The sequence below is a fragment of the Streptococcus sp. 27098_8_148 genome (genome assembly GCF_041432105.1).
Taxonomy (GTDB): domain Bacteria; phylum Bacillota; class Bacilli; order Lactobacillales; family Streptococcaceae; genus Streptococcus; species Streptococcus parasanguinis_AE.
This window is the reverse complement of the sequence record NZ_JAPVYY010000031.1, coordinates 1-850: the sequence shown is the minus strand read 5'-3', so window position 1 is coordinate 850 and position 850 is coordinate 1. Positions and strand designations below refer to the sequence as shown.

General features: G+C 46.0%; 1 protein-coding gene. It reads right to left on the bottom strand.

Translation table 11 applies throughout. The features are described from left to right. The coding region (locus tag O3646_RS10825; protein ID WP_371610879.1) for a hypothetical protein at window positions 1-850 on the bottom strand (850 nt) is incomplete at both ends.

Below are 850 nucleotides of genomic sequence, written 5' to 3'. Positions count from 1 at the left end.
CATCCGAGTCGGTTTCTGTATCTGAATTAGTATCAACGTCTGAATCAATGTCGACATCCGAGTCGGTTTCTGTATCTGAATCAGTGTCTACGTCTGAATCGGAATCGACATCCGAATCAGTTTCTGCATCTGAGTCAGCGTCAGCCTCTGAATCAGCTTCTGCGTCTGAGTCAGTATCAACATCCGAATCAGCATCTGCTTCTGAATCACTCTCGACATCAGAATCAGTCTCAACATCCGAGTCGGTTTCTGTATCTGAATCAGTGTCTACATCTGAATCAGTTTCTGCGTCCGAATCAGTATCTACGTCCGAATCAGTATCTACGTCCGAATCAGTATCTACGTCCGAATCAGTCTCGACGTCTGAGTCGATATCTACATCTGAGTCGATATCTACATCTGAGTCGGTGTCAACATCCGAATCTGCATCTGCTTCTGAATCACTCTCGACATCAGAGTCAGCATCTACATCAGAATCTGTATCAACGTCAGAGTCAGTTTCAACGTCCGAATCAACATCAGCCTCAGAATCAGTGTCGGCGTCTGAGTCGGTTTCAACGTCCGAATCAGTATCAGCATCCGAATCGGTTTCAACCTCAGAATCAGTTTCAACATCCGAATCAGTTTCAGCGTCTGAGTCAGTATCAACGTCCGAATCAGTCTCGACATCTGAGTCAGCATCAACGTCTGAATCAGTTTCGACATCAGAGTCAGTATCGACCTCTGAGTCAGCGTCAACATCCGAATCAGTCTCAACCTCTGAATCAGTTTCAGCATCCGAGTCGGCATCTACCTCAGAATCAGTTTCAACCTTTGAATCGGTCTCTACGTCCGAATCAGTCTCGACTTC